This is a genomic window from uncultured Treponema sp., assembly GCF_945873775.1.
GTDB lineage: Bacteria > Spirochaetota > Spirochaetia > Treponematales > Treponemataceae > Treponema_D.
The window spans coordinates 122797-145368 of the sequence record NZ_CAMCEC010000004.1; the positions used below are offsets into that span (position 1 = coordinate 122797).

Consider the following 22572-nt stretch of genomic DNA (forward strand, 5'->3'; position numbering starts at 1 on the left):
GTACGACAATGACAGGGTGGCTTTTCGTGTCATTCCCGTGCTACGACACAGGAATCTATTGCATGAGATTATCTAGTCAAGCTGGATAATGACAGTGAGCAAGTTCAACAATGACAGACGTTCTCACTCAACATTGCATTTCACTCTGTAATCAAAAATTATTGTCAAACTTTATCAGCAGGAATATAATCTTGCACTATGCAAACTGCTTCACAAAAAACATCCGCCGACTTCTTTGGGAGCGGCAGTGTTCTAAAAATATTGCTCAAAATTGCGCCGCCTGTTATGGCTGCCCAGCTTATTCAGTCGCTTTATAATATAGTAGATAGTTTTTTTGTAGGACGGTATTCTGCGGACGGACTTACGGCTCTTTCTGTGATTTTTCCTGTGCAGTGCCTGATTGTCGCAATTGCTGTGGGAACTGGAACTGGCGTGAACATTTTGATGACTCGTCTGTATGCGCAGGGAAAAAATAAAGACGCGGATTCAGCCGGCGGAACTGGAATTTTTCTTGCTCTTCTTTCTTGGATTTTTCTTTCTATTCTTGCGGAACTGTTTATGGAAAGATTTGTTTCCGTTTCTGCAAAGTCGAAGGAAGCAATGTACTATGCATATTTTTACGGAAAGATTGTTACGCTCGGAAGCATAGGAATTTTCTTGGAAAGCATTTTTACAAAGATTCATCAGGCGCAGGGAAACATGAAGCTCCCGATGATTGCCCAGATTGCAGGAGCTGTAACAAATACTGTTCTTGACCCGATTCTGATTTTTGGCGTTGCTGGAATTGTTCCTGAACTTGGAATTGCCGGAGCTGCAATTGCGACTGTCGCAGGTCAAGTTGTCGCCGCCGTAATCACAGGAGTTACAGGCTTTAGAAAGATTCCTCCGTTAAAAAAAATCAAAATGTTTTCTCTGCCAATTTACAAATTCGGACTGCCTTCTATATTCATGCAGTTCATGTACGTTGTCTACATAATGATTTTGAACATGATACTCGCAGGTTTTTCTGATTCAGCCGTAACCGTTCTTGGGCTTTATTACAAGTTGCAGACATTCTTTTTTATTCCGCTCTTTGCGTTTCAGACTTGCATTGTGCCTGTGCTTAGCTACAACTATGCGCGCAAAAGTTTTAACCGCTGTCGGAAAATTGTTTTTGATTCCATTCTGATTGCGTTTGTTCTTATGCTTGCCGGCGTTTTGTGCTTTGAGCTTATTCCCGGAATTCTCATTCGAGTCTTTTCTGACAGCGCGGAAGTTTTGCAAGACGGAATTCCTGCGTTCAGAATTATCGGCGCAAGTTTTTTCCCATGCGTTTTTTCTCTGATGACTCCTGTTGTTTTTCAGGCTGTGGGCGACATGAAGAGAAGCCTTTTGCTTTCTGTAATCCGCCAGATTTTTTGCCTGATTCCAATATTCTGGATTCTTTCGTTCTTCGGTCTTGTGTACACTTGGATTGCATTTCCTTCCGCCGAAATTATAACAGGAACAGTCGGAATGCTCATGTACCGCAACGAAATCAAAAGATGGAAGCAGCTTGAAGTTGATGATGAGTAAGAAATTTTAGTTTTATTGAAACTCTTGTTTCCCCTTACATTCCAGTAAACCTATACGGGGTTTCTTGGTATACGTAGTAGTTCAGCCAGTTTGAATAGAACAGATGCGCTGTGCTTCTCCATTTTGAAACAATCGGCTTGGAAGGATCGTTGTCTGTAAAATAATTTTCCGGCATTGCTGGATTTATTCCTTTTTTTAAATCGCGCTTGTATTCTTCTGCTAAAGTTTCAGGATCGTATTCCAAGTGGCCTGTCATAAAAATGCTTCTGTTGTCTTTGGACTTTGCAAGCGTAACTCCAGTTGTTTCTGAATATGCAAGCAGCGAAAGTTTTTCATTTGACGCAATATCTTCTGTGAGTATTTTTGTATAGCGTGAAGTTGGAACTGGAAAATAATCATCGAATCCGCGCATTAAAGGTTCTTTTGAATCTAAAAGTTTTGAGTAAAAAATTCCTGAAAACTTTTTTTCAACAATGTGCTTGTCTATTCCGTGCAGATAATAAAGCCCTGCCATTGCGCCCCAGCAAATGTAAAGCGTGCAGAAAACATTTTTTTTTGCATAGTCCATTATTTTGCAAAGTTCATTCCAGTAGTCAACCTGCTCAAATGGAATCTGTTCTACCGGCGCGCCTGTTATAATCATTCCGTCAAACTTTCTGCTGAAAATTTCTTCCGATGACATATAGAATTTTTCCAGATGATTCTTGTCTGTATTTTTTGAAATATGCCCTTTCATCTGTACAAGCGAAATGTCAATTTGAAGCGGAGTATTTGAAAGAAGCCTAAGAAGCTGAGTTTCTGTAACTTCCTTTGTCGGCATTAAATTTACAATTGCAATTTTTAGCGGACGTATATCTTGTGTGACGGCGCGCTCTTCTGTCATCACGAAAATATTTTCATTTTCAAGCGTGCTTCTTGCTGGAAGGTCGGAATCAATTCTTATAGGCATGGACGCATTATAGCAAGTTTTCATGTAATTTGCTATAATCTTCAAATTATGGAAATCAAAGTTGACAGAAAAGCTGCGGTAAAAAAACTCAAGGCTTTGGTTTTGTCTCCAAAAAACGAAGTTGAGGCTTTTAGAAGCAAGCTGGAAAAAAAATTTAAAACTGATTTTATTCCGAACCATGTTGAGCGCGCTGAAAAAAAAATCGGCGGCGTAAAATGCGATATTCTTGTTCCTGAGATTTTTGCTTCGAACCGGATTGTGATTTATGTTCATGGTGGTTCTTTTGTTGGTGGCTCACGGGACAGCTGGAGAAGTTTTTGCTCAATTTTTGCAAATGCTGTTTCTGCAAAAGTTGTTGTGCCGGAATTCAGGCTTGCTCCGTCTTATCCTTTTCCTTCTTCAATTGAAGATGTTGAAAAAGTTTTCTGCGGAATTTTAGAAGAAGATGAATCTAAGGAAATTATTCTTGCGGCGGACGGAAGCGGTGCTAGCATTGCGTTGGGACTTATGCTTCGGACTGAAGAAAAAAAACGCAGTTTGGTTTCAAAAATTATTTTGATTTCTCCTTGGCTTGATCTTTCAACTGAAACTCTTTCAAATAAAAAAATCCGCGATGAAGTTTTGGGAAATGAAGATTTGCGTCATGCAGCTGATCTTTACACATATTCTTCCAATTTAAAAAATATTCAGGTTTCGCCTTTGTTTGCTTCTGAAAATGATTTTTCAAATTTCCCTGAAGTTTATATTCAATGCGGTGAAAAAGAAATTCTTCTTGACAATGCGGAAGCTTTGGCGCAGAAAATTATTTATTCTGGTGGAAAATGTATTTTGGATGTCTGGCAGGGAATGATGTTTATGTTTCAGATGGCGGATGAGTTTTTGCTTGAGTCGCACGAGGCTGTTGAAAAAATCGGTCAGTACATAAACAAAAGAAATGGACTTTCAGAAAGCGAAATAAAAGAGCGCGAACGTCTTATGCGTGAAAATAATATCGCGGTGGAATAAAATATGGAACTTCTTTCTCCTGCTGGAAATGTTGAAAAACTTAAATACGGATATATTTACGGTGCAGATGCTGTTTACATTGGACTGAAAAATTTTTCTTTACGTGTGAAGGCGGACAATTTTTATGAAGATGAATATAAAAAAGTCTGCGAGCTTAAAAAACAGTTTCCTGAAAAAAAACTTCACTGCGCATTGAACATTGCTTTTCATAATGACGAGATTGACAGGCTGATTCAAAATATTCCGTATTTTAAAAATTATCCAATCGACGCTTTTATTGTTCAGGACTTGGGAATTGTTCCGATTCTTCAAAAAGAATTTCCAGAAGCGGCATTGCATCTTTCTACGCAAGCAAGCTGCATGAACCGCGAAGCTGTAAAGGTTTATAAGTCGCTGGGATTCAGCAGAGTTGTAATGGGACGAGAGGCTTCTTTAAAAGAAATTGCTGAAATAAAAAGCGCAGTTCCAGAAATGGAAATTGAATGCTTTGTGCATGGCGCAATGTGCATCGCGTATGCCGGCCGTTGCTTGATGAGCGCATATTTAAATGGGCGAAGCGCGCAGGAAGGATTTTGCAGCCACACTTGCCGCTGGGATTATGATGTTCTTGCAGACCTTGGAGAAAATGCCAAGCAAATTGCAGAAAGCGGAAATCTTGTTTTGCGTGAACATAAACGCCCTGATGAATTTTTCCCAGTTTATGAAGGAGAAAATTTTACAGCTGTATTGTCGTCAAAAGATTTGTGCATGATAGATCATCTTGCGGATTTAAAAAATGCAGGCGTGGATTCGCTTAAAATTGAAGGGCGCATGAAAAGTGTTTATTATGTTGCCTTGATTACGCGGGCTTACAGAAAGGCGATCGATGCGCTTGAAGGAAAAATTCCGCAGGAGGAAGCAAATCCTTTTATTGAAGAGCTTTATAAAGTCAGCCATCGTCCGTTTGCCACAGGATTTTATTATAATAAATCCGATGCGGATGTTGCGGTAAGCGGTGCAAGCGACAGTCCGTTTGAACTTTCCGCCGAATTTGGAAATGAGCTTTCTTTGCAGGATGAAAATGCTATTCTTGAAAAAGCCACGCTGAATAAAAAAAATCGTGATGAAAAATACAATTCTCTTTGCCCGGAAGCAAAAGCCGCCGCCGACAAAAGATTTGCAGAGCATCCTGATTTGAATCTTCCTTTCGCTGAAAAAATTGACGGATTTAAAATGTACAGCTTTGAAAGCCTTAACATGATCACAAAATCCACAGAACTTGAAATTGTTTCTCCCGACACTGTTGCGCAGAAAATTTTATGGGGAAAAGATTTTGTGCTTGTGAATCCAGAAAACGGCGAATTGTACAATTGGGTTTGCAACGGGCATTCTTGCGTTTTCTATACAAGGCTGAAACTTCAGCAGGGAAGTTTGCTTCGCTCAAAAGATCCTGATTATATTGAAGGAAAATTCAGAGACAGCGGAAGATAAAATTTTTCTGCTTTTGACCATAGTTTTGTTATGTGATATAGTCAATCAAAGAGGATTGCCTATGTCAGAAAAAATTGATGAAGTTGTAGAAACTGATCCTGAAATTTTAATCAGCCAGTTTTCTAAAAAATTTTCTGAAAACTACACTCCAGAAGAATGGAAAAAAATTCAAAGCGCATGGGATTATTTAATTTCCAAAACTTCTGAACTTAAGCGAAAATGCGGAAAGCCTTATTATCTTCATCCGCTTAGAGTTGCAACAATTCTTGCTGAAAAAAATCTTGGTGCGGACACAATTATTGCAGGCTTCTTCCACAATATTCTTGATGTAGACAATGACTGTCTTCCAGAAATTGAAAAAAAGTTTGGAAAAGAAATTGCTGTAATTTGCAATGGAACTGCGAAAATAACTGGATTAAAAATAAATTCAACTTCTTTGCATCAGGCCGACAGCATAAGAAAAATGCTTTTTGCTATGGTTGACGACATTCGCGTTATTCTTGTAAAACTTGCTGACCGTCTTGATCGTATGCGCAATTTGAAATTTGTTTCCGCACAGGCTCAGCGCGCAGTTGCAAAAGAAGTGATTGACATTTGGTGTCCGCTTGCAAGCCGCCTTGGTATGTCTGATGTAAAAAGTGAAATGGAAGACTTGAGCTTGAAGTATTCAAACCCGGAAGTTTTTCAGCAGATAAAATCAATTGTGGCGCAAAAAAAAGCAGAAAGATCCGAGTACCTTAATAATGCTGTGAAAAAAATTTATACAGCCACAGAAAAAGCCGGAATAACTGTAAACATAACGAGCCGCGCAAAGCATTTTTATTCGATTTACCAAAAAATGAGAAAACGCAACAAGGAGCCTGGCGAGCTTTATGATTTGCTTGCGCTTAGAATAATTTGCAACACGGAATCTGAATGCTACACTTTGATTGGAATTGTTCACGGTCTTTGGAAACCTATGGAAGGAAGATTCAAAGATTATATTGCAATGCCAAAAGCGAACGGCTATCAGTCTTTGCATACAACTGTAATCTGCGAAGGAAAGCCTCTTGAAATTCAAATCCGCACACAGGAGATGCACAGTATTGCCGAGCATGGTGTTGCTTCCCATTGGCTTTATAAAAAGGGAACAAACCATGATATGGTAAAAGCCGAAGACTTGAGCATCATAAATCAGTTGCGCGCGCTTCGGAATGAAGATTTGAGCGATGAGAAATTTTTTGCGGAACTGAAAAGTGATCTTCTTGGCGATTCAATTTATGTTTTTACTCCAAAGGGCGATGTGAAGGAACTTCCAGCTGGCGCAAATGCAATTGACTTTGCTTATGCGATTCATTCCGGCATAGGCGAAAAAGTTGTCGGCGCAAAAGCTGATGGAAAAATAATTCCTCTTACTCAGCCTTTAAAGAATACGCAGATTATTGAAATTCTTACGAATCCTCAGGCGCATCCGACTCAAAGCCAGCTTCAAGCTGTAAAGACTTCAAAGGCGCGGCAAAAAATTCATTCTTGGCTTGTTGAAAATGATCCGACGTTTATTGACAAGGAGGCTCAGGAAAAACGTGAGGCGGAAATTGCGGCGAACACTTTGTATTCTAAAAAAATTGCCGAAGAAAATTCCGCGGAGAGAAAACGAAAGGCAGCCTTGAAAAAACAGCAGTCGCAAAATTTCACAGGAAGAATCCGCATTGAAAATGATACGAATTTTTTAGTTACTATTGCGCAATGCTGCAAGCCTGTTCCCGGAGATCCGATTGTCGGTTATGTTTCTCATAGCAGAGGAATAACCGTTCATCGCGCTGACTGTTTGACTTTTCTTAGAATTCCTGCAATTCAGGAGCGTTCTGTTGCTGTTGAGTGGGACACTTCTGCTGATAAAAAGCAAGAAAAAAAAGACAAGCTTCTTGAGCAGAACAGGGAAAAATCGCGGCAAAAGCAAATTGAAAAAAATCAGTATAAAAAGCAGCGTTAAAAACTGTGTTGCATAAATGTTATTTTTTTTCTAATATTGCGTTATGAAATTGCTCGAAGATAGAATAAAAAAAGACGGCATTGTTTTGCCGGGAAATATTTTAAAAGTAAATAGTTTTTTAAATCATCAGATTGATGTTGACTTGCTTGATAAATTGGCAGAGGATTTTAAAAAGTCTTTTGACGGTGTGGATATAACAAAAATTGTTACAATTGAAGCAAGCGGAATTGCTGTTGCCTGTTCTGTCGCCAGGGCATTTGGAAATGTTCCTGTTCTCTTTGCCAAGAAACATAAGAGCGCGGCTTTGTCGGATGATGTGTACTATTCTACAGTTTGGTCGCACACAAATTCTTGCAATTACAATATTGTTATTTCGAGGGAATATCTTTCTTCTGATGACAAAATTCTTTTGGTAGATGATTTTCTTGCGAATGGAAATGCAATGAATGGTCTGATTGAAATTGCTGAAAACGCCGGCGCGAAAGTGCAGGGAATTTGTGTTGCAATTGAAAAGGCATTTCAGTCGGGCGGAGATGCGCTTCGTGAAAAAGGCATTCACGTTGAAAGCGGCGCAATAATTGAAAAAATGTCTTATAACGGCGATATAATTTTTAGAAGCTAAAAAAAATTTTAATATTCTTTTTCACTTTATAGATTCCAGAATCAGTTCAACTGTTTTTGGAATCTTTTGTTTTTCTATGCCTGAATAATTTACAACAAATGTTTTGTCTATTCGGAAATTTTTATTCTCTTCTGGAAAAATTGAAAATTCTTCAAGCTCATAAAAAAAATCTTTCAGCGCTGAAATTTTTATTCCATTTTTTTTAAGCCGTGTTTCTAAAGTTTTTCCGCTGAATTTGGAATTTATTGAAAGCAAAAAATGAAGACCTGAATTTTCCTCGTGGATTTTTACAAAATTTTTTAACTCTGAATTTTCAATTTTAAAAATCAGTTCATTGCGAAGATTTCTGTAATAATTTTTCATTCTGATAATGTGCTTGGAATAATGCTCTTCTTTTATAAAATCCGCAAGCGCATACTGTTCAAATGAATTTACTGTGCATGAACAGAAGTTGAATTTTGAATTGAACTTTTCAGAAAGCTTTTTTGGAAGAACCATGTAGCATATTCTAAAAGAAGGCGAAAGTGTTTTTGAAAATGAATTTATGTAAATTACATTTTCATTTTTTGAAGCGCACAAAAGTGGAAGTATTGGTTTTCCTGTAAATCGAAATTCGCTGTCGTAGTCATCTTCAATTATGTAGCGTTCACTTTTTTCTTGCGCCCAAAATAAAAGTTCCATTCGCCTTTTTACCGGCATTACAATTCCTGTTGGAAAGTGATGGCTTGGAGTTACATGAACTACAGATGCGTTTGTTTTTTTTAGGGCTTCTATGTTAAGTCCGTTTTTGTCGATTGGAATATGTTTTATGTTTGCTCCGTTCATTTCAAAAATCTGTGCAATTTTTTTGTATCCTGGATTTTCAACGGCATATATTTTTTCATTTCCCAAAAGTTGAACGACAAAACTGTAAAGCATTTCTGTTCCTGCGCCTACTACAATTTGCTCTGGAACTGCTTCTATGTTTTTAAAGCTTTTCAAATGCTTGCAGATTGCTTCTCTTAGTTCAAGTGTTCCTTGCAGCGGCTGACTTTTTAAAAGATTTTCATGCGGACTGTTTAGGACTTTTCGCATTATTTTTGACCAGATTGAAAACGGAAATTTTTCCCAGCCAATAGAATTTGATTTTAGGTCTATGAAAATTTTTTCTTTGTTTTTTGAATTTATTTTTTTTATGCTTTTTTCTTTTTTGAAATTCTGTTTGTAAGAATTTGATGAAAGGGATTTTATTTCTTTTGGAAGTTCTGTGACAAAAAATCCTTTTTTCTCAATTGAAAAAATGTAGCCTTGGCTTATTAATTCTGAGTAGGCATTTTGAACTGTGATTACGCTTACTCCCAAGTGAGATGCAAGTGTTCGTTTTGACGGGAGCTTTTCATTTGGAGATAATGTTCCGTCTATGATTTTTGATTTTATGTTTTCGATTAAAAAATCACAGAAAGTCATTGTTCCTTTTTTAGAAAAATCATAAGTAAACATATTTTTCTCTGGTTATATAAAAATTGTATCAATATGATTATATTAATAATGTCAGTTTTTGTATATTGTAAAATTTAAATTTTATAAAATGAGGTGTTTTATGGACAAACGTCTTCTTACAATTCAGGATATTTCATGCGTTGGACAGTGTTCGCTTACTGTTGCGCTTCCTGTTATTTCGGCCTGCGGAATTGAAACTGCGGTTCTTCCAAGTTCAGTTCTTTCAAATCATACTGCATTTAAAGCATGGACATTCAACGATTTGACAGGAGACATGGAAAATATTTTAAATCAGTGGAAAAAAGAAAATATTACTTTCAGCGCATTTTATACAGGATATGTTTCTGAAACTCAAATTCCTATTATAAAAAAAATCATAAAAGAAACTTCTCGCAATGACGCGCTTGTCGTTGTGGATCCTGTAATGGCAGACAACGGAAAAATGTATCCAGGTTTTGCGCAGGATTTTCCAAAGAAAATGTCTGAGCTTTGCAACGGAGCAGATGTGATTCTTCCGAATATTACAGAAGCTTCTTTCCTTTTGGGAATTGAATATAGAAATGAAAATTACGGCAAAGATTATATTGAAAATATTTGCGACGGACTTATAAAACTTGGCGCAAAAAATGTTGTGCTTACTGGTGTAAGTTTTGAAAAGGAAAAACTTGGTGTTGCGGTTTGCAATGGGAAGTCAGTTGAATATTATTTTACAGAACGACTTCCTGTTCAGATGCACGGAACTGGCGATGTCTTTGCGTCGGCATTTACAGGTGCGCTCTGCAATGGAAAAGATTTGCTTGGTTCTGCAAAAATTGCGGCAAATTATGTTGTTGAGTCTATAAAGGCAACTCTTGATGATAAGGATCATTGGTACGGCGTAAAATTTGAAAAGGCGATTCCATATTTAGTTAAACAGATTTTTTCTGTATAATTGAATAATGTTTCCTCCTTTTGATGAAGAACTGGCATTTAAATACTGCAAAGAAATAATTTCGCTTTTGGAAGAAAAAAAACTTTCTCTTGTTTATACAACGGAAAAAATCAGTGCGGAACGTTTTGCAAATGGAATTATGATTGGAGTTCTTGTTGCGAAAAATTCTGTGCAGGAAAATAAAATTCTTTTTACAGTTTCCGGAATTTCAAGAAGAATAGAAGGAAAATTCCACGATGCGATTTTCATTGAGCCGATTGTTTCTAACAGAAAAATTATGTCAGCTCTTCAAAAAAATGACAGAGAAATTCATCTGCTTACGGAAAAATTAAAATCTTGTCAAAAAGAAGATATTCAAGAGTTGCAATTGCGCCGTTCTACGCTTACTTCTGAGTCTTTGGAAAAAGTGCATGAACTTTACGGTTTTTATTGTTTTGATGGAAAAATTCGTTCGCTGAAACAAATTTGTAAAAATCAGCTTCCTCCTACAGGGACTGGCGATTGCTGTGCTCCAAAGCTTTTAAATTTTGCATTTAAAAATAATTTGACTCCGCTTAGTATGTGTGAAGTTTTTTATGGTAAATCAACTGAAAAAAAAATATCAGGCTGCAAATATTCTCCTTGTGATGAAAGATGCGGCTTGATTCTTCCAGAAATTCTTGGCTTGAAAATTTTGTATCGCGACAAAGATATAATTGTTGTGAACAAGCAAAGCGGACTTTTAAGTGTTCCTGGGCGCGGACCTGAAAAACAAGACTGCGTTGTAAATCGTGTAAAAAAACTTTTTCCAGAATGTATTGAGCAGCCTTCCGTGCATAGACTTGATATGGAAACTTCCGGGCTTATGGTTCTTGCTTTTACAAAAGATGCTCATAGAAATTTATGCCGCCAATTTGAAGAAGGTCTTGTGAAAAAAAAATACGTCGCTTTGCTTGATGGGATTCTTGCAAAAAAGGGAATTGCACAAACAGGAACTATGGAGCTTTATTTTAGACTCGATGTTGAAAATCGTCCGCATCAAATTTGGGATTCTGTTTATGGAAAAAAAGCTATTACTGAATGGCAAATCCTTAATGTGGAAAAATATTCGAGTCCTCTGGAAAATAAAAAAAATGTTACCCGCGTTTTGTTTATTCCGCATACTGGGCGAACTCACCAGCTTCGTCTTGCTAGTGCTGACTCTCACAGTTTTGGAGTTCCAATAATCGGTGATACCTTATACGGGCATTGTGAGCCAAATGAAAGGCTTATGCTTCATTCTTGCTATATAAAATTCACTCATCCTTCTACAGGACAAATTATGGAATTTTACTGTGAAAGTGATTTTTAATTTGCTGAAAAAAAATGCACTGCCGTTTTTGTAGCAGTGCAAGTTCTTGTTATACATTGAATTTAAAGAAAAGAACATCGCCGTCTTGCACGACATAATCTTTTCCTTCTTGGCGATATTTTCCTGCTTCTTTTATTTTTGCTTCTGAACCATACTGCCTCAAGTCATCGACAGTATATGCTTCAGCTTTGATAAATCCTTTTTCAAAGTCTGTGTGAATTACGCCGGCCGCCTGTGGAGCTTTGTCTCCTTCGTGAATTGTCCAAGCGCGGCATTCATCAGATCCGCCTGTAAAAAATGTTCTAAGTCCCATAAGATGATAAACGTGTTTTGCAAGAACTGAAAGTCCGGACTCTTTTAATCCTGCGCTTTCCATAAATTCCTTGCGGTCATTTTCATCATCAATTTCCGCAAGATCAGCTTCAAATTTTCCGCAGATAACGATTGCTTCCGACTTTTGTTCTTTTGCAATTTTCTGAACCGTTTCAACATATTTGTTTGTTCCTGCAGGAATTGTGTCTTCGTCAATGTTGCAGATAAAAACTTGCGGCTTTATTGTGAGCAAGTGCAAATCATAAACTGCATTTTTTTCTTCATCAGTTAAGTCTGCCATGCGCGCGCATTTTCCGTCTGTAAGAAGCGGCTTGATTTTTTCAATTGCGCTGAAATATGGAGCAAGACGTTTTTCTTCATCTTTTCCGAGCGCGCGGATTTGCTTTGTAATTTTTTCTGCGCGCTTTGCGATTGTGTCCAAGTCAGCCTGTGCAAGTTCAAAATCAATTGTAAGAATGTCGCTTTCTGGATCTACAGGAGCTTCTGTTTTTGCATCATCACGAACGTGCTGAATGTCCGGGTTGTCAAAGCAGCGGACAACATGGGCGATGACGGCTGTCTCGCGGATGTTTGCAAGGAATTTATTTCCTAAACCTTCGCCGCTTGAAGCGCCTTTTATCAAGCCTGCAATATCAACAAAATCAACTGTTGCAGGAATTTTTTTCTTTGGCTGAAAAACACTTGCCATAAAGTCCAGCCTTTCATCTGGCAAATCAACTATTCCGATATTTGGATCAATTGTGCAGAATGGATAGTTCGCAGCTTCTGCAGGAGCTTTTGTTAGCGCACTGAAAATTGTTGACTTTCCTACATTTGGAAGTCCAACTATGCCGCAAGTAAGTTTCATATTTTTTTCCTTAATAAAAATTTAAAAAGTCGCTCAAAGTGAATTTTTAGAATGCAACTATTTTAATGCTTTTGCTTCAATTCTTCAATAAACAAAATTTTTGCATGAAGTAAAAATCACTTTATAATTTTGTTTAAAACCTTGTCTTTCTGCCGCCAGTTCTTGTCAACTTTTACGCGAAGGTCAATGTCAACTTTGTATGGAAAAATTTTTCTGCATTCTTTAATTGATTCAACTCTGATTGTTTTTATCATTGACGCGCCTTTTCCAATTACGATTCCCTTTTGACTTTCGCGCTCAACATAAATGTAGGCAAGGACTTTTAAAAGTTTTGGCGTTTGCATTTTTAGGTCGCTGATTTCAACATAGATCGCGTGCGGAAGTTCCTGCTCAAGGCGATTGATTGCCTGTCCGCGGATAATTTCTGCAATTCTAAAATCAACTTCTTGATCCGTGTAAAATTCTTCTGGATAAAGATGCGGCTCTTCTTTTGCAAGATCAAAAAGAGCTTTTAAAACTTCATTTATATTTTTGTCTTCTTTTGCGCTGATTTCAATAATCCGTTCGTTTGGAAAATCAGGGAAATTTTTTTGAATGAAACTTCTGGAATTTAGCGCATTGGATTTTGGATCTTCAGTTTTGTTGATTGCAATTACAACCTTGTCTTTGTGCGGAATCAAAAGAGAAGCAATCATTTCCTCTTCCTCGTTGTGAGGCCGTGTGGAATCGATGATGTAAAGAATTGCATCGCTTTCTTTTATATTTTCCTGCGCAATGTTTGAAAGTTTTAGGTTCAGTTTTTTTTCGCTTAAGTGAAGCCCCGGCGTGTCAATAAAAACTAACTGCCCAAGAGAAGTGTTTATGATTCCGCGGATTGCATTTCTTGTTGTCTGCGGAACTGGGGAAACTATGCTGACTTTTTCTCCGCTTGCTGTATTTAAAAATGTTGACTTTCCTGCTGAAGGGCGGCCCACGATGGAAACAAGCGCGGTCTTTGGTCCTGCTTTTTGAATTTCTGTATCAGTTTCTTTTTCTTCAATCATGCGGTTAGTATACAATTAAAAAAAAATAATTGATATACTTTGAAAGAAATAGCTGCCCCAAAAATTTAGGACAGCTTCAATTTTATTTTTCAAGAAGTTTTTTTGTTCTGCCTAACGCTTCTTTTATGTCTGCGCAAATATTTTCTTTTCCAAGTTTTTCAATCATTCCCATTTTGCTGAACAGAATGTAGGGCTGCGTATGAATTCCTGATATTACAATTGTGATTCCGTTTTTATCGCAAGCTACCTTTGCCTGTTCAAGCGCACGGATTCCGCCGGCATCAATGTAAATCATGTTTCGCATTCTGAGTATAAGAACTTTTGCATTTGCTCCTGCGCGTTCTATTGCAAATTCAAATTTTCTTACAGTTCCGAAAAAAAGCGGACCGTCAATTTCGTATACGACTGCGCCTTCTGGAACTTCGATGTTTTCTTCCATAAATGAATTTCCTGAAATTCCGCCTGCAATAGAATCCCGCTTGTTCTGAACTTCTGAAACATCTATCATTTTTTTTATGAAGAAGAACGCCGCGAATCCAAGACCGAATTCAATTGCAACTGTTAAGTCGATAAAAACCGTGATAAGGAAAGTCGCCGCCAAAACAAAGATGTCAGACTTTTGTCCTTTTAGCAAAGCCTTGACCGCCGGGAAACCTGCCATGTTCCAAGAAACATTTATTAGCACTGCGGAAAGCGCCGCCATTGGAATGTAGACCGCATATTTTCCAAGAATCAGCATTATAAGAAGAAGCGTGATTGCGTGAATTATTCCAGCCACAGGAGTTTTTCCGCCGTTCTTTATGTTTGTTGCAGTGCGCGCTATTGCTCCAGTTGCAGGAATTCCGCCGAAGATTGGAGACGCTATGTTTGCAATTCCTTGCGCGATAAGTTCTGTGTCCGAGTCGTGTTTTGTGCCTGTCATTCCGTCCGCAACAACTGCGCTCAAAAGACTTTCAATTGCTGCCAGAACTGCGATGGAAATTGAAGTTGGAAAAAGAGCAGTGATTGTTTCCACGCTGAACTGAGGAAGTGATGGGGAAGGCAATGTTGAAGGTATGGTTCCGTAGCGAGAGCCGATTGTGTCTGTTTCAAGTCCGGCGTATTTTCTTAGAAGTATGCTTGCTGTTGTTGCGAGTATAATTACAATCAAGCTTCCTGGAATTTTTTTGCAGAAGTGAGGCCATGCGAAAATTATTGCAAGGCAGAGAGATGCCATAATCAGCGAGTAATAATTTATGTGAGTTATGTTCATTGCGTAAGTTTCAATTTTGCCAACGAAGTTTCCCGGCATTTTTGAAAATCCTTCTGGAAAAACTGAAATTGAAAGTCCAAGAAAATCTCCGATTTGTCCTGTTGCAATTGTAACTGCAATTCCTGCGGTGAATCCCGTTACGATTGTGTACGGAATAAATTTTACAAGTCCGCCCATTTTAAATGCGCCGAGCATAATCAAAAGAATTCCAGCCATTACAGTTGCAGTTGCAAGTCCTGAATATCCATACTTTGCGACAACGCCGTAAACAATTACAGCAAATGCTCCTGTTGGACCTCCAATCTGAACACGACTTCCGCCTAAAAGTGAAATAAAAAATCCTGCTACGATTGCTGTAAAAAGTCCACGCTCCGGCTCTACTCCAGAAGCGATTGCAAAAGCTATTGCCAATGGAAGCGCAACAATGCCAACGATGATTCCAGCTGTAAGATCATTTAAAAATGTTTTTGACGAATACTTTTTTAATGTGTTAAAAATTTCTGGTTTGAACATAGTGGGAACATAATGATATTTTAAATGAAAAAAATCAATGGAATAGAAACGGTTGAGTTTTTGTGTGCTAGGTTTTACGAAAAAAAAATTACTATACAAAAATCTGTTGCAAACTTCGGTCTTTATGATTATTTTTATTGCATGAATCTTTCTGACTTTGAGTGGCTTGGACAGAATATCCGCGCGGAAAAACTTTTGGGAAGCGACAGCGCGGTTGCGAGCATTTTCCTTCTGCGAGAGAAATATGGAATTGAGCTTTCGGTCAGGGACGGATTTTTGCTCCGGCGTTACAACGGAACTGGCAGCAGAAACGGATTCGGTTTTCCTCTCGCGCTTTCAGAAAATTCCAGGCTGAAGGATGCGCTGAATTTTCTTGTAGAAAAATGTTCAGCGGAAAAAACGCCGCTCAGATTCTGCCTTTGCACGCGCGACCAGAAGAATGAGATAGATTCCTGCCTTGCAGAAAATTTTCCGGGAATAAAAATCAGCTGGAATTCCGACCGCAACGACAGCGACTACATTTACCTTGCGAAGAATCTTGCGGAGCTTCCGGGGCAGAAATTCCACAAGAAGAAAAATCACATCGCGCGCTTCATGCGGCTTTACGAGAACCGCTGGGAATTCAAGCTTTTTCCGCAGAACGATATTGCGGACGACATCATATATATAGAAGAAAAGTGGCTGGAGGAGAAAAATTCTTCCGGCGGAAATCCTGACCATGCGCTTGTGCTTGAAAGACAGAGCATTGCATCGGCAGTTGAATTCCATTCCGCGCTGAATATCCGCGGCGGAGTTCTTTACGTTGACAAGTCGCCTGCCGCGATGACGCTTGCAAGTCCGGTCTCGCCTAATGTTCTGGACATTCATTTTGAGAAGGCTCTTTCCGGTTATGCTACGGACGGAGCGTATTCCGTGGTGAACAATCTTTTTGCCAAGGAGTCAAAAAATTTTATGTACCTGAACCGCGAGGAGGACATGGGCGTTGAGGGACTTCGCAAGGCGAAACTTTCGTACAAGCCCGACATCATTCTGGACAAATTTTACGGTGAGGCGGAGGAGTAACCATGCTTTCAAAAATCTTAAAAAAATCCGACTGCGCGTCATGCCGGTTCTGCTGCTCGTTCCGGCGTCAGAGCCTGTGGGAAACTCCGCTTTTTGACCGGGAGACAAAGGAGCATCTTGAGAAGAAATTTCCGCACGCACGTTTCCGTCCTGCAGGAGAAAATTCGTTCACCCCTGATCTTTCCGCTGGCTACAGAACTGATGATCCTGACGAGGAGGCCGTCTGTCCGTTTTTGAACTCTGTAACGGGCTGTGTTCTTTCTGATGAAGAAAAACCGTTCGACTGCAAAATCTGGCCGCTGCGTGCTGTGAGAAAATCTGCCGGCGGAAAAATTTTTGTCGCGCTGACTACGACCTGCCTCGCGGTGAACCGGCTTCCGTTTTCAGAAGTGCAGTCGCTCGTGAAATCCGGGCTTGGCGGGAAAATTCTTTCTTACGCTTCGGCTAATCCCGACATTGTGAAGGACTGGCGCGGCGGATTTGTTGAGGTTGAATAGATGAAATACATTTTTGAATATGCTTCTCCGCTCGGAAAAATTTTTATCGAGAGCGACGGAGACTTCCTTACGGGGCTTTGGTTTGAATATTCGTTCGACGAGAAAAAATATGAAGAAAATTCAGATTGCGAAATAAAGAAAGTTTCTGCGGATTCCTCGGATTTGCCTTCCGTGATTTCGGAAACCTGCCGCTGGCTTGACATTTATTTTTCGGGAAGAGAGCCGGGCTTTACGCCGGAATTCAAAATCGAAAATCTTACACCTTTCAGAAAACTGGTTGTTGACGAAATGTTGAAAATTCCGTTCGGTGCGACGACGACTTACGGTGACATTGCAAAAAATATCGCCGCAAAAAAAGGCCTTGGGAAAATGAGCGCGCAGGCGGTCGGCGGAGCTGTCGGCTGGAATCCGCTCTGCATTGTAGTTCCGTGCCACCGTGTTCTGGGAACGGACGGAAAGCTTACAGGTTACGGCGGCGGAATCAGGAACAAAATCGCGCTTCTGAAAATTGAGGGAATCGATGCAGAAAAATTCACGCTCCCCAAAAGCCGGAAATTCATGTGAGGAATCTGATGGGATTCAATAAAATCATTTTTATAATTTGATAACACAAAAATAGGAAAAAGGACGAGCTATGAGACAGTGCATGGACGCGGAAAATCTTCACCGCAGGCTTAAAAAAATCATCGGGCAGGTTCAGGCGGTTGACCGGATGGTTGACGAGGACACGCCGTGCGAGGACGTGATTTCGCTGATTAACGCGGCAAAGTCGGCTCTTCACCGCTGCGGACAGATTGTCCTTGAGGGGCACATAAAGCACTGTGTCCGCGACGGAATTCAGCACGGGGACGCCGACAAGACAATCGAAAGCTTCACAAAGGCTGTCGAGCGTTTCTCGAACATGGGCTAGCGTTTCTGTTCAGAAATTGTTCTGCGGGATTTTCCGCAAATTCCTCCGCACAGATAAAATTTCTTTTCCATAAAATTTAAAATCCTTCCGCAAAAAAAAGTTAGTTTTACCTTATTGACAACCTATATGGATATGGGTATTATCTCCGCCGTGGACTTTATTCTCCAAATTCAACTGAATCACAAAGGAAAACAATATGAAAAATCTGATGAAAAAACTTGAGGCTCTGCTGGAGCTTGGCGGAATAAAAAAGGAGATTGCGCTGCTTGCCGTCTCAGCGGTTGCGCTCGTCTTGAGCATTGCGGACGTTGTGCCGCTGCCGTTTGACGTTGCCTGGATTTCGATAATTCTCTGCGGCGTTCCGATTGTGCTTGAGGCTGTAATCGGTCTTGTTACGGCGTTCGACATAAAGGCGGACGTGCTTGTATCGATGGCACTTGTCGCGTCGGTCTGTATCGGCGAGGATTTTGCTGCCGGCGAGGTCGCATTCATCATGCAGCTTGGCGCGCTTCTGGAGGACGTTACGGTTGCGCGTGCGAGAGCCGGAATCGAAAAACTCGTGAAGCTCACTCCGCGCACTGCGAGAATTGTAAGCGACGGCGATGAAAAAATTGTTCCGGCGGAAGAGGTTAAGGTCGGCGACATTCTGCGTGTTCTGCCCGGCGAGACGATTCCTGTTGACGGCGTGATTGTTTCCGGGCAGACTTCCGTGAATCAGGCTGTGATGACAGGTGAGTCGCTTCCGGTTGACAAGGGCGCGGGCGACGATGTTTCGAGCGGCACTCTGAATCAGTTCGGTTCGTTCGAGATGCGCGCGGTCAAGGTTGGCGAGGACAGTTCCATTCAGCGGATGATCCGGCTTGTTCAGTCGGCGGACGCTGGCAAGGCCAAGATTGTCGGAATTGCCGACCGCTGGGCGACTTGGATTGTCGTTACGGCTCTTGCTGCTGCGGCTCTCACCTGGATTTTTTCCGGCGAGATTATCCGGGCGGTTACGATTCTCGTCGTGTTCTGTCCGTGCGCTCTGGTTCTTGCAACTCCAACCGCAATCATGGCGGCAATCGGAAACGTCACCAGGCACGGATTTCTTGTCCGGGACGGTGGCGCGCTTGAACGTCTTGCCGGTGTTACGAAAATCACTTTTGACAAGACTGGAACGCTGACTTGCGGAACGCCTGAAGTTGTCGGAATTGAGTGCGACCCTGACTGCGGAATTTCAAGGGACGAGCTTTTTGCGCTTGTCGCTTCGGCTGAGCAGTTTTCTGAACATCCGCTTGGAAAGGCTGTCGTCCGCTGCTTCAAAAATTCCGTCGGCAAAACTGACAATAATGAAAATCAGGCTGAAGAATTTCCGCTTGCGCAAAAAGATTCAGTTCAGAATTTCGTGATGATTCCGGGCAGGGGAGTTTGTGCTGAAATCCGCGGAAGAAAAATTCTCGCCGGAAACGCGGCTCTTCTTTCGGAAAACAAAATCGCCCTTCCGCCTTCCGCAGAGAAATCCGCACGCAAAAATCTTGAGAAAGGCTGCACCGTGATTTACGCCGCTGTGGACGGAAAATTCGCCGGAACAGTTGTGCTTTCTGACACAATCCGCGGGGAAAGCCGTGCGATGATTCAGAAACTTTACGCGCTGAACGTTGAGCCGGTTCTACTCACAGGCGACAATAGAAATGCCGCGGCTTCGGTTGCGGAAAATCTTGGAATAAAGGAAGTCAAGGCCGACTGCCGCCCGGAGGACAAGCTTGAGAGAATCGCGGAATTTCAGGCTGAAGGAAAAAAAGTCTGCATGATAGGCGACGGCGTGAACGATGCTCCGGCTCTAAAACGTGCGGACGTTGGGATTGCGATGGGCGGAATCGGAAGCGACATTGCGGTTGAGGCGGCGGACATCGCGCTTGTTGACGACGACGTGAAGGAACTTCCGCACCTTGTCGCGCTTTCAAAACGAATGATGACCACGATAAAGCTCAACATGACATTCTCGATGACCCTGAACTTCGCCGCTATTGCGCTAGCAATCACAGGAGTGCTGAATCCGGTCGTTGGCGCGCTCGTCCACAACGCAGGCTCGGTCGCCGTAATCGTGAATTCCGCGCTGCTCCTCAAATGGCGGAAGCGGTAAATCCGAAAGAAACTCAGTTGATAATCTTGCGTCAAAAAAGATTCCCTGAGCGGGTCAGGAAATGACACTGGAATCAAACTTGAGATTGCCGTGAAGTTCCGTTCATTTTGGTTCTTACTTCCGGAGTTTTTTCGCGGCGTGTTTTTTCTTCCACAGTTCTTCCTTTTGTTTCCGTTTCTGTTTTCGGCGGACGGATTTTTTATGTGCAAGGAATTCTTTTTGGGCGGCAGAAAATGCTTTTAAGGACTTTGGAATCTGATTTTTTGTATTTGAGTCTGTGCGTTTTTTGTCGGCAATTTTTTTCAGGCGGATTTTCGGAAGCTCATTCTGATTCACAGGAAAAAGCTTTATGCCGGAAAATTCGTTCAGCATCCATTCAATCAAACGAGGATTTGAAGGCTCCGCGCCGAAAACGTATCTTCCGACAAAGCACTGGTTCTGCAGGTGGCGTAAAATCAGGGCGCACCAGAACTGCCCGTCAAAATAAATTGTTGTGACTGTAAAATTTGTGTCCATGTTCTGTCCTTCGCAAAGTCTTTTGGACAAAGCGATACCGTGACAAAATCGGACAACTTTCAGACGAAAGAAGGTTACTGGGCAGCACTTGTTTTATAGAAGAAAAGCGACGCACTGCCAACGCGGACTACCATACCGGTTCGTGTTTTCATTTTGCTTGGAAAAAATATAGCATGATTTTACTTGGAAAGGCAAGGCGGAGATTAAGTTCGCGAAAATGTTCATCAACGTTTCTACAAATCAAATTCTGAAATTGTCTCTTCAATTGTTTTTGTCATTTTTTTTGTAAGTCGCTTTTTCAGATTTTCAAGTTTTTTGTTTTCTTTTTTTGATTTTTCCGGTTCTTCATTTGCAAAAAGAACTGCCGGGGGAACATCAAAAAGTTCGCTTATGCTCTCGATAAAATCAATTGACATTCCGCGCTGTCCTGACTCAATCATCGTAAGAAAGGGCGCCGTGACTCCGAGACTTTCCGCTACAAAAGCCTGTGTCCAGCCGCGTTCCCGTCTTAACTTCCGAATGTTGTCTCCGACGATTGATTTCAGTTTGCCCATAAAATTATTATAACTTTATGTTACTATTGACTTTTACTTTATGTGATGTTATTGTAACTTTAAGTTATTAAGTAGTAACATAATTTATAAAGGTTGAATTTCTTATGAACAACAAACATTTTTTCAGTCTTGTGCTTGGAATCATTTTGATATTTTTAGGATTGAGCATAATTCCTGCTGGAATTTATTATTCAAATTATATCTTGGATAATTTTCCTGAAGTCAGTTTTGATTATGAAAGTCATAATGATGATTTCTCTTATGAATATTATGAGGAAAAAGGTCTTTTGGAATCTATTGCTTCAAAAATCGGCATTGATAAAGCAATGAATAAAATTAATGATATTCTTGAAAATCAAAAAAAATTGAAGCAAGGCTACAATGAAAGTTTTTATAGCATTCAGGCTGAAATAAAATACGTGATGAAAATGCAGATTGTATATCTTGTTGTTACTGCCGGCATCGTAAGTATCGTTTTTATATTTTTCGGAATCATCTGCATAGTTATTCATAAGATGCTTGTTTATCAAAGCAAAACTTATTTGCTTGAGGAAAATATAAGAAAAGACATTTTGACTTATAAGGAGGACAGAAAATGATGTTTTTGGTGGTTCTTATTATTCTGTTTCTGATAATTTTTACATTCGTTCCAATAGTGATAAAAACATTCGGAAATGAAACTTTTGATGAAAATAAAGTTACTGGAAGAACAGTCAGAAAAACTCCAGAACAAAAAGCATTGAGGTTTAAATTCTTTGCAGCCGCAGTGTTTGCTTTTATTTTTCTAATTTCCATTATATTTATTTTTTAACTTATCTTATTTATTCCTGAATACAAGAGGGAGAAATCCGTCTTTTTTTATGCACAAAAAACTTGACAACCGATATTCAGTTTATTATATTTTCTGTTAGTTACGTTATGTAACTTAAAACTGGCACACAGAAGGTTGTTTTATGAAAAAACTTTTAATTTCACTTTTGGCAGGAGGAATTCTTATGTTTGGAGCAAATGCGCAGAGTTCACAGGGAACGCAAAACGCAAAAAAGACGGTTGTCTGCTATTTCAGCGCGACAGGAACAACAGCGCGGCTTGCGAAAACGGTGGCTTCGGCTTTGGGCGCGGACTTGCACGAAATTGTTCCGGCGCAAAAATATTCCAGTGCGGACTTGAACTGGCGCGACAACAGTTCCCGCTGCGTAAAAGAAAATAATGATGAAAAAAGCCGTCCTGCAATCGCAAATTCAATCGACCTAAGCGGTTACGACAACGTGATTATCGCATATCCAATCTGGTGGGGGCTTGCGCCGAAAATCGTTTACACTTTCGTTGAACAAAACGACTTGAACGGCAAAAATCTTGTTGCGCTCTGCACAAGCGGCGGAAGCGGACTTGGACGCAGCGGCTCGGATTTGGCAAAGCACGCAAAAGGCGCGGTTTTGAAAGGCGGCCGGGAATTCAGAGGAAGCGCGTCCAGCGCAGATGTGAAAAAATACATCGACGGAATTTTGAAATAAACAGACCGTGCGTCATTCCCATGCAGGTGGCATGGGAATCTTTTTTTATCGGGCTCGTGAGCCCGTGAAAATATGAAGCGAAGCGGAATATTTTCAC

The 22572-nt window shown here is 40.4% G+C and carries 22 protein-coding genes; 15 read left to right on the forward strand and 7 right to left on the reverse strand.

Going from position 1 to position 22572, the window contains the following annotated elements; all coding sequences use genetic code 11:
* Nucleotides 1–198: 198 nt before the first annotated feature.
* A complete protein-coding gene (locus tag Q0N70_RS03615; protein ID WP_294013938.1) occupies nucleotides 199–1554 on the forward strand; it encodes an MATE family efflux transporter in 1356 nt (451 codons plus the stop codon).
* Between the two features lie 34 nt (nucleotides 1555–1588).
* On the opposite strand, the gene metA is transcribed toward Q0N70_RS03615, so the two are convergent.
* Nucleotides 1589–2503, reverse strand: a complete 915-nt coding sequence (gene metA / locus Q0N70_RS03620; protein ID WP_294013940.1) for a homoserine O-succinyltransferase — start codon at nucleotides 2501–2503, stop codon at nucleotides 1589–1591.
* 48 nt (nucleotides 2504–2551) lie between these two features.
* Here metA and Q0N70_RS03625 point away from each other — a divergent pair, with 48 nt between their 5' ends.
* The 4 genes from Q0N70_RS03625 (at nucleotide 2552) to Q0N70_RS03640 (ending at nucleotide 7572) form a co-directional block, all read left to right on the forward strand.
* Complete coding sequence (locus tag Q0N70_RS03625) at nucleotides 2552–3508, forward strand: alpha/beta hydrolase fold domain-containing protein (protein ID WP_288756926.1); 957 nt, start codon at nucleotides 2552–2554, stop codon at nucleotides 3506–3508.
* 3 nt (nucleotides 3509–3511) lie between these two features.
* Nucleotides 3512–4978 carry a peptidase U32 family protein gene (locus Q0N70_RS03630; RefSeq protein ID WP_294013944.1) on the forward strand — a complete coding sequence of 489 codons (1467 nt, stop codon included), beginning with the start codon at nucleotides 3512–3514 and terminating at the stop codon, nucleotides 4976–4978.
* Nucleotides 4979–5039: 61 nt separating this feature from the next.
* Complete coding sequence (locus Q0N70_RS03635; RefSeq protein WP_013702262.1) at nucleotides 5040–6950, forward strand: RelA/SpoT family protein; 1911 nt, start codon at nucleotides 5040–5042, stop codon at nucleotides 6948–6950.
* 43 nt (nucleotides 6951–6993) lie between these two features.
* The gene (locus tag Q0N70_RS03640) at nucleotides 6994–7572 is read left to right on the forward strand and encodes a xanthine phosphoribosyltransferase (RefSeq protein WP_013702261.1); all 579 of its coding nucleotides are present in this window, start codon (nucleotides 6994–6996) and stop codon (nucleotides 7570–7572) included.
* Nucleotides 7573–7593: 21 nt separating this feature from the next.
* Here Q0N70_RS03640 and Q0N70_RS03645 read toward each other — a convergent pair whose 3' ends face one another.
* The gene (locus Q0N70_RS03645) at nucleotides 7594–9051 is read right to left on the reverse strand and encodes a PLP-dependent aminotransferase family protein (protein ID WP_013702260.1); all 1458 of its coding nucleotides are present in this window, start codon (nucleotides 9049–9051) and stop codon (nucleotides 7594–7596) included.
* 100 nt (nucleotides 9052–9151) lie between these two features.
* Here Q0N70_RS03645 and Q0N70_RS03650 point away from each other — a divergent pair, with 100 nt between their 5' ends.
* Nucleotides 9152–9982: a pyridoxamine kinase gene (locus Q0N70_RS03650; protein WP_294013948.1), complete on the forward strand. Its 831-nt coding sequence runs from the start codon at nucleotides 9152–9154 to the stop codon at nucleotides 9980–9982.
* A 7-nt stretch (nucleotides 9983–9989) separates the two neighbouring features.
* The gene (locus Q0N70_RS03655; protein ID WP_294013950.1) at nucleotides 9990–11312 is read left to right on the forward strand and encodes an RluA family pseudouridine synthase; all 1323 of its coding nucleotides are present in this window, start codon (nucleotides 9990–9992) and stop codon (nucleotides 11310–11312) included.
* A gap of 49 nt (nucleotides 11313–11361) precedes the next feature.
* Here Q0N70_RS03655 and ychF read toward each other — a convergent pair whose 3' ends face one another.
* From ychF to Q0N70_RS03670, 3 genes are all read right to left on the reverse strand, one after another.
* Nucleotides 11362–12492, reverse strand: a complete 1131-nt coding sequence (gene ychF / locus Q0N70_RS03660) for a redox-regulated ATPase YchF (RefSeq protein ID WP_294013952.1) — start codon at nucleotides 12490–12492, stop codon at nucleotides 11362–11364.
* A 116-nt stretch (nucleotides 12493–12608) separates the two neighbouring features.
* Complete coding sequence (gene era / locus Q0N70_RS03665; RefSeq protein WP_294013954.1) at nucleotides 12609–13535, reverse strand: GTPase Era; 927 nt, start codon at nucleotides 13533–13535, stop codon at nucleotides 12609–12611.
* 82 nt (nucleotides 13536–13617) lie between these two features.
* Complete coding sequence (locus Q0N70_RS03670; RefSeq protein WP_294013956.1) at nucleotides 13618–15300, reverse strand: SulP family inorganic anion transporter; 1683 nt, start codon at nucleotides 15298–15300, stop codon at nucleotides 13618–13620.
* 24 nt (nucleotides 15301–15324) lie between these two features.
* Here Q0N70_RS03670 and Q0N70_RS03675 point away from each other — a divergent pair, with 24 nt between their 5' ends.
* From Q0N70_RS03675 to Q0N70_RS03695, 5 genes are all read left to right on the forward strand, one after another.
* Entirely contained in the window at nucleotides 15325–16362 is a 1038-nt protein-coding gene (locus tag Q0N70_RS03675; RefSeq protein ID WP_294013958.1) for a phosphatidylglycerol lysyltransferase domain-containing protein, read from the forward strand.
* A gap of 2 nt (nucleotides 16363–16364) precedes the next feature.
* Complete coding sequence (locus Q0N70_RS03680; protein WP_294013960.1) at nucleotides 16365–16859, forward strand: hypothetical protein; 495 nt, start codon at nucleotides 16365–16367, stop codon at nucleotides 16857–16859.
* Nucleotides 16860–17423: a methylated-DNA--[protein]-cysteine S-methyltransferase gene (locus Q0N70_RS03685; RefSeq protein ID WP_294013962.1), complete on the forward strand. Its 564-nt coding sequence runs from the start codon at nucleotides 16860–16862 to the stop codon at nucleotides 17421–17423. It begins immediately after the preceding gene.
* Nucleotides 17424–17493: 70 nt separating this feature from the next.
* On the forward strand, nucleotides 17494–17769 hold the full coding sequence (locus tag Q0N70_RS03690) for a metal-sensing transcriptional repressor (RefSeq protein WP_294425579.1): 276 nt from the start codon (nucleotides 17494–17496) through the stop codon (nucleotides 17767–17769).
* 196 nt (nucleotides 17770–17965) lie between these two features.
* Nucleotides 17966–19891, forward strand: coding sequence for a cation-translocating P-type ATPase (locus Q0N70_RS03695; protein ID WP_294013966.1), 1926 nt, complete (start codon nucleotides 17966–17968; stop codon nucleotides 19889–19891).
* Between the two features lie 114 nt (nucleotides 19892–20005).
* Here Q0N70_RS03695 and Q0N70_RS03700 read toward each other — a convergent pair whose 3' ends face one another.
* Together Q0N70_RS03700 and Q0N70_RS03705 are read right to left on the reverse strand one after the other, a co-directional pair.
* Complete coding sequence (locus Q0N70_RS03700; RefSeq protein WP_294013968.1) at nucleotides 20006–20407, reverse strand: DUF2992 family protein; 402 nt, start codon at nucleotides 20405–20407, stop codon at nucleotides 20006–20008.
* A 233-nt stretch (nucleotides 20408–20640) separates the two neighbouring features.
* Nucleotides 20641–20961 carry a helix-turn-helix transcriptional regulator gene (locus Q0N70_RS03705; RefSeq protein WP_294013970.1) on the reverse strand — a complete coding sequence of 107 codons (321 nt, stop codon included), beginning with the start codon at nucleotides 20959–20961 and terminating at the stop codon, nucleotides 20641–20643.
* A 104-nt stretch (nucleotides 20962–21065) separates the two neighbouring features.
* On the opposite strand from Q0N70_RS03705, the gene Q0N70_RS03710 reads away from it, so the two are divergent.
* The 3 genes from Q0N70_RS03710 (at nucleotide 21066) to Q0N70_RS03720 (ending at nucleotide 22475) form a co-directional block, all read left to right on the forward strand.
* Nucleotides 21066–21560, forward strand: a complete 495-nt coding sequence (locus Q0N70_RS03710) for a hypothetical protein (RefSeq protein ID WP_294013972.1) — start codon at nucleotides 21066–21068, stop codon at nucleotides 21558–21560.
* Nucleotides 21557–21772 (forward strand): hypothetical protein, encoded by a 216-nt coding sequence (locus tag Q0N70_RS03715; protein WP_294013974.1) that lies wholly within the window; start codon nucleotides 21557–21559, stop codon nucleotides 21770–21772. The genes Q0N70_RS03710 and Q0N70_RS03715 overlap by 4 nt, the downstream gene beginning before the upstream one ends.
* A 142-nt stretch (nucleotides 21773–21914) precedes the next feature.
* Nucleotides 21915–22475 carry a flavodoxin gene (locus Q0N70_RS03720; RefSeq protein ID WP_294013976.1) on the forward strand — a complete coding sequence of 187 codons (561 nt, stop codon included), beginning with the start codon at nucleotides 21915–21917 and terminating at the stop codon, nucleotides 22473–22475.
* Nucleotides 22476–22572: the final 97 nt, after the last annotated feature.